The organism is Candidatus Methylomirabilota bacterium, assembly GCA_035315345.1.
GTDB lineage: Bacteria > Methylomirabilota > Methylomirabilia > Rokubacteriales > CSP1-6 > CAMLFJ01.
Window position 1 is genome coordinate 1 of the sequence record DATFYA010000039.1, and the last position, 5,611, is coordinate 5,611.

The following is a 5,611-nucleotide window of genomic DNA, read 5'->3' on the forward strand; positions in this document are numbered from 1 at the left end:
GCGGTCGACCTGCTGCGGCACCACGCGCCCGGGCTGAAGGTCCGAGTCATCAACGTGGTCAATCTCATGAAGCTGCAGCCCGCGAGCGAGCATCCCCACGGCCTGTCGGATCACGACTACGACGCGCTGTTCACGAAGGACAAGCCGATCATCTTCGCCTTCCACGGCTACCCGTGGCTGATTCACCGGCTGACCTACCGGCGGACCAGCCACGCGAATCTGCACGTGCGCGGCTACAAGGAGGAGGGGACCACCAGCACGCCCTTCGACATGTGCGTGCTCAACGACATCGACCGCTTCCACCTGGTCAGCGACGTGATCGACCGGGTCCCCAAGCTCGGCGCCCGCGCGGCGTACGCCAAGCAGGCGATCCGCGACCGGCTCATCGAGCACCAGGAATACATCGCCCGGCACGGCGACGACATGCCCGGCATCGCGAACTGGAAGTGGGGGCAGGCGGCGACGAGCGGAGGGGCGGGCTCGACCGAGGCGGACAACGTGTGAGCGGCGGCCGGGTGTTCGCGATCCGGCACGGGGAGACCGCATGGAGTCTCAGCGGGCAGCACACCGGGACGACCGATATCCCGCTGACCGACAACGGACGTCGCCTCGCCGCTCGGATCGGGCCGGTGCTGGAGCGAGAAGTGTTCGCGCTCGTGCTCACGAGCCCGCTGCAGCGGGCCCGGGAGACGTGCGAGCTGGCCGGCCTGGGCGCCCGGGCCCTGCTCGACCCCGACCTCGTCGAGTGGAACTACGGTGACTACGAAGGGTTGACCCCGAAGCAGATCCACGAGAAGGCGCCCGGCTGGCTCATCTTCCGCGATGGTTGCCCCGGCGGGGAGACGTCGGAGCAGGTGGGAGCGCGCGCGGATCGGGTCATCGCCAGGGCGCGCGCCACGTCGGGCGACGTGGCCCTGTTCGCCCACGGGCACGTGCTCCGGGTGCTGGTGGCTCGCTGGCTGGGGCTGGCCGCGGCGGCGGGTCAGAGCTTCCTGCTCGATACCGGCACGCTGAACGTGCTCGGCTACTACCGGGAGATTCCGGCTCTGAAGATCTGGAATGCGCCGATCGCCGGATAGCGGATAGGAGGACGAGATCATGAGCAAGGACAAGACGCCGGGCGCCGAGAAGCTGCTAGCCCGGTACGGGTGCGGGCCCGTTCAGCTCAAGGGCCGGGACAATGCGCTCTACGAGCGGCACCTCATGTTCGACAACGCGGTCGATCCCGCGACCGCGAGCGCGCGGGATCGCTACGAGGCCGCCGCGCGCTCGGTGCGCGACGTCCTGGCCCAGCGGTGGGTGCGCACGGACGCGACCTACGAGCGCGAGAATCCCAAGCGGGTCTACTACCTGTCGATGGAGTTCCTCATCGGGCGGTCGCTCGCGAACAACGTCATGAACCTCCTGCTCGATCCACTGATCGCGGACACGGCTCGCGACAGGGGATTCGACTGGATCGGCCTCCTCGAGGAGGAGCCGGACGCCGGGCTCGGCAATGGCGGGCTCGGCCGGCTCGCGGCCTGCTTCGTGGATTCGATGGCCACCCTGCAGCTGCCGGCCATGGGCTACGGCCTTCGCTACGAGTACGGGATCTTCCGCCAGACCATCCGGGACGGCTGGCAACAGGAGCAGCCCGACAACTGGCTCCGACGGCCCGATCCGTGGGAGGTGGCCCGCCCGCAGGAGCAGGTGGAGATCAAGCTCGGCTGCTCCTTCGAGGTGCGCGGCGGGGGGCTCCACGTCGTGGCCGGGCAGCCGTCGAGTCTGTACGGCCTGCCGTTCGATCGCCCGGTGGTCGGGTACGGGGGCAACACGATCAACACCCTTCGGCTGTGGGCCGCCGGCACCCCTGACTTCTTCGACTTCCGCGCCTTCAGCGCGGGCGACTTCGTGGGGGCGCTCGCGGAGCGGCTCACCGCGGAGTCCTTGACGCGCGTGCTCTATCCGGACGACTCCACGAGCATGGGGCAGGGCCTGCGCTTCATCCAGGAGTACTTCCTGGTCGCCTGCTCGCTGGCCGACCTCGTCCGGCGCTTCCGCCGCAGCAATACGGACTGGGGGGCGTTGCCCGCCAAGGTCGCCGTCCAGCTCAACGACACCCATCCGAGCATGGCCGTCACCGAGCTGATGCGGATCCTGCTGGACGAGGCGCACCTCGGATGGGATCGGGCCTGGGAGCTGACCCGGCAGACGCTCGCCTACACGAACCACACGCTGCTGCCCGAGGCGCTCGAGAAGTGGCCGCTCCGCTGGTTCGAGATGCTGCTGCCCCGCCAGCTGGAGATCGTGCTCGAGATCAACCGCCGGCTCGTGGACGAGGTGCGGGCGCGATTCCCCGGCGACGAGGGCCGCGTCGAGCGCATCCGCGTGGTGGAAGAGGGCAGCGAGCGCAAGGTGCGCATGGCCAACCTCGCCATCGTCGGCTCGCACAGCACCAACGGGGTCGCGGCCATTCACTCCGCACTGCTGCGCGCCTCGACGGTGAAGGACCTCGCCGAGATGTTCCCGGAGCGTTTCAACAACAAGACCAACGGGGTGACTCCGCGGCGGTGGCTACTGCTCGCGAATCCGGGGCTGGCCGGCCGCATCACCGCGGCCATCGGCGAGCGCTGGGTCACCGACCTGGCCGAGCTCGGCCGGCTGCGGCCCCTCGCCGACGATCGAGGCTTTCGCGACGCGGTCCGGAGCGCCAAGCGCGAGGCGAAGACCCGGTTCGCGGACTGGCTCAAGACGACCGCGGGCCTGGTGGTGGACCCCGACTCGATCTTCGACAGCCAGGTCAAGCGCATCCACGAGTACAAGCGCCAGTTCCTGAACGCCCTGCGGGTGGTGGTGCTCTACGATCGCCTGCGGCAGAACCCGGCGATGGAGATGGCTCCGCGCACGTTCTTCTTCGCGGGCAAGGCGGCGCCGGCCTACCACCTGGCCAAGCTCGTCATCAAGTTCATCAACAACCTCGCCGGCACCCTGGAGGGCGATCCGGCGGTGCGCGGGCGCCTGAAGGTCGTGTTCCTGCCCGAGTACTGCGTGACCATGGCCGAGCGTCTGATTCCCGGGACCGACGTGTCCAACCAGATCTCGACCGCCGGCTACGAGGCGAGCGGGACCAGCAACATGAAGTTCATGATGAACGGGGCGCTGACCATCGGCACCCGCGACGGCGCGACCATCGAGATGGCGGAGGCCGCCGGCGAGGAGCATTTCTTCCTCTTCGGGCTGACCGCCGAGCAGGTGGCGGGCAATCGCGGCTGGTACAGTCCGCAGTGGCACTACGACCACGAGCCGGAGACGCGCGCGGCCCTCGACCTGATCTTCACCGATCACTTCAGCCGCTACGAGCCGGGGGTGTTCGAGCCGCTACGGGAGATGCTGCTCACGCGCGGGGACTACTTCATGCATCTGGCGGATCTCAGCGCCTACCTGGAGGCCGACCGCCGGTTGTTGGACTGCTACGCGCGCCCGGACGAGTGGGCGCGGAAGGCCATCATCAATGTGGCCAGCTCCGGCCGTTTCTCGAGCGACCGGACCATCGCCGAGTACGCGACCGAGATCTGGAACGTCACGCCGTGCCCGGTGCCATGAGCGCCAGCGCCGTGGGCGTGGCGGCTCCGCTCGGCGCCACGCCGGATCGCAAGGGCACCAACTTCAGTGTGTTCTCTCGCCACGCGACCGGCGTGGAGCTGCTGCTGTTCGATCGGGCGGACGATGCCAAGGCCGCGCGGACTATCCGTCTGGATGTGGCCGGCAATCGCACGTACCACTACTGGCACGCCTTCGCGCCCGGGGTCGCCGCCGGGCAGATCTACGGCTATCGGGTCGAGGGGCCGGCCGAGCCCTCCGCGGGCCTTCGGTTCGATCCCGCGAAGGTGCTCCTGGATCCGTACGGGCGGGCGGTGGCGGTCCCGGAGCGCTATGACCGGGAGGCGGCCAGCGCGGCCGGCGACACCACCGCGACTTCCATGAAGAGCGTGGTGGTGGATCCGTCGGACTACGACTGGGAAGGCGACGCTCCGCTCCGCACGCCGTCCGCGCGGACGATCGTCTACGAGATGCACGTGCGGGGCTTCACGCGCCACCCCAGCTCCGGCGTCGACGAGAAGCGGCGCGGCACCTACGCGGGGCTGGTCGAGAAGATCCCGTACTTGCAGGGGCTCGGGGTCACCGCGGTGGAGCTGCTGCCCGTCTTCCAGTTCGATCCGTTCGATTGCCCGCCCGGGAAGATCAACTACTGGGGCTACGCGCCGGTGTCGTTCTTCGCGCCCCACCGGGCGTACAGCGCCCGGCAGGATCCGCTCGGCCCGGTCGACGAGTTCCGGGATATGGTCAAGGCTCTGCACCGGGCCGGCATCGAGGTGATCCTCGACGTGGTATTCAACCACACCGCGGAGGGGGACGAGCGGGGACCGACGGTCTGCTTCCGCGGGCTCGACAACCCCACGTACTACATCCTGGAGGCGGACCGCCGGGGCTACGCCAACTACACGGGAACCGGTAATACCCTCAACGCCAACCATCCGATCGTCAGACGCCTCATCGTCGACAGCCTGCGGCACTGGGTCGCCGAGATGCACGTCGACGGGTTCCGATTCGACCTCGCCTCGATCCTGGCGCGCGACGAGTCGGGCGGCCCGATGCTGGACCCGCCCGTCCTGTGGGACATCGAGTCGGATCCGGTGCTCGCGGGAACGAAGCTCATCGCCGAGGCCTGGGACGCGGGGGGACTCTATCAGGTCGGCAGTTTCATCGGCGACAGCTGGAAGGAGTGGAACGGTCGCTTCCGCGACGACGTGCGGTCGTTCTTCCGTGGCGAGCCGGGCTCGGTGGGACGAGTCGCCGACCGGCTGGTGGGGAGCCCGCAGATCTACGGGTACGAGGAACGTGAGGCGGAGCAAAGCGTCAACTTCGTCACGTGCCACGACGGGTTCACCGTGAACGATCTCGTCTCCTACGACCGCAAGCACAACGAGGACAACGGAGAGGGGAACCGTGACGGGGCCGACGATAATCGCAGCTGGAACTGCGGGGTCGAGGGCCCGACCGACGATCCCGCGATCGAGACGCTCCGGAATCGGCAGGTCAAGAACTTCCTGGCCGTCACGCTGCTCTCCCTGGGCATGCCCATGGTCTCGATGGGTGACGAGGTGCGCCGCACGCAGCGCGGCAACAACAACGCCTACTGCCAGGACAACGAGATCAGCTGGTTCGACTGGGCGCTGGTCGACCGGCACGCCGACGTGCTCCGGTTCGTGAGCCTCCTGAACGCGCAGCGGGTGACGCGGAGCATCGGCCACGAGCGCCGGCGGGTGAGCCTGAATCAGATGATCCGCGAGGCGACCAAGAGCTGGCACGGCGTGAAGGTCGGCCAGCCGGATTGGAGTGAGCACTCCCACAGCGTGGCCGTGTCGGCCGTCCTGCGCGAGCAGGAAACCGAGGTGTACCTGATCCTGAACGCGTACTGGGAGCCCCTGGACTTCGAGCTGCCCGCCGCGGCCGGTCCGGGCAGACCGTGGCGGCGCTGGATCGATACGTCGCACGCCTCGCCGCAGGACATCGGGCCGTGGCACGAGGGGCCGGCGTGTCTCGACCCGGTCTATCGGACGGGGCCGCGCTC

Annotated in this window: 4 protein-coding genes; all 4 read left to right on the plus strand. The window is 68.7% G+C overall.

Going from position 1 to position 5,611, the window contains the following annotated elements; all coding sequences use genetic code 11:
• Positions 1–504 (plus strand): phosphoketolase (locus tag VKN16_05020; protein HME93558.1); only part of this gene is annotated, 504 nt, incomplete at its 5' end.
• Complete coding sequence (locus VKN16_05025; GenBank protein HME93559.1) at positions 501–1,079, plus strand: histidine phosphatase family protein; 579 nt, start codon at positions 501–503, stop codon at positions 1,077–1,079. The genes VKN16_05020 and VKN16_05025, both read left to right, overlap by 4 nt.
• A 19-nt stretch (positions 1,080–1,098) precedes the next feature.
• Complete coding sequence (locus VKN16_05030; protein ID HME93560.1) at positions 1,099–3,582, plus strand: glycogen/starch/alpha-glucan phosphorylase; 2,484 nt, start codon at positions 1,099–1,101, stop codon at positions 3,580–3,582.
• Positions 3,579–5,611, plus strand: a 2,033-nt coding sequence (glgX, locus tag VKN16_05035; protein ID HME93561.1) for a glycogen debranching protein GlgX, incomplete at its 3' end; no start/stop codon positions are given. The genes VKN16_05030 and glgX, both read left to right, overlap by 4 nt.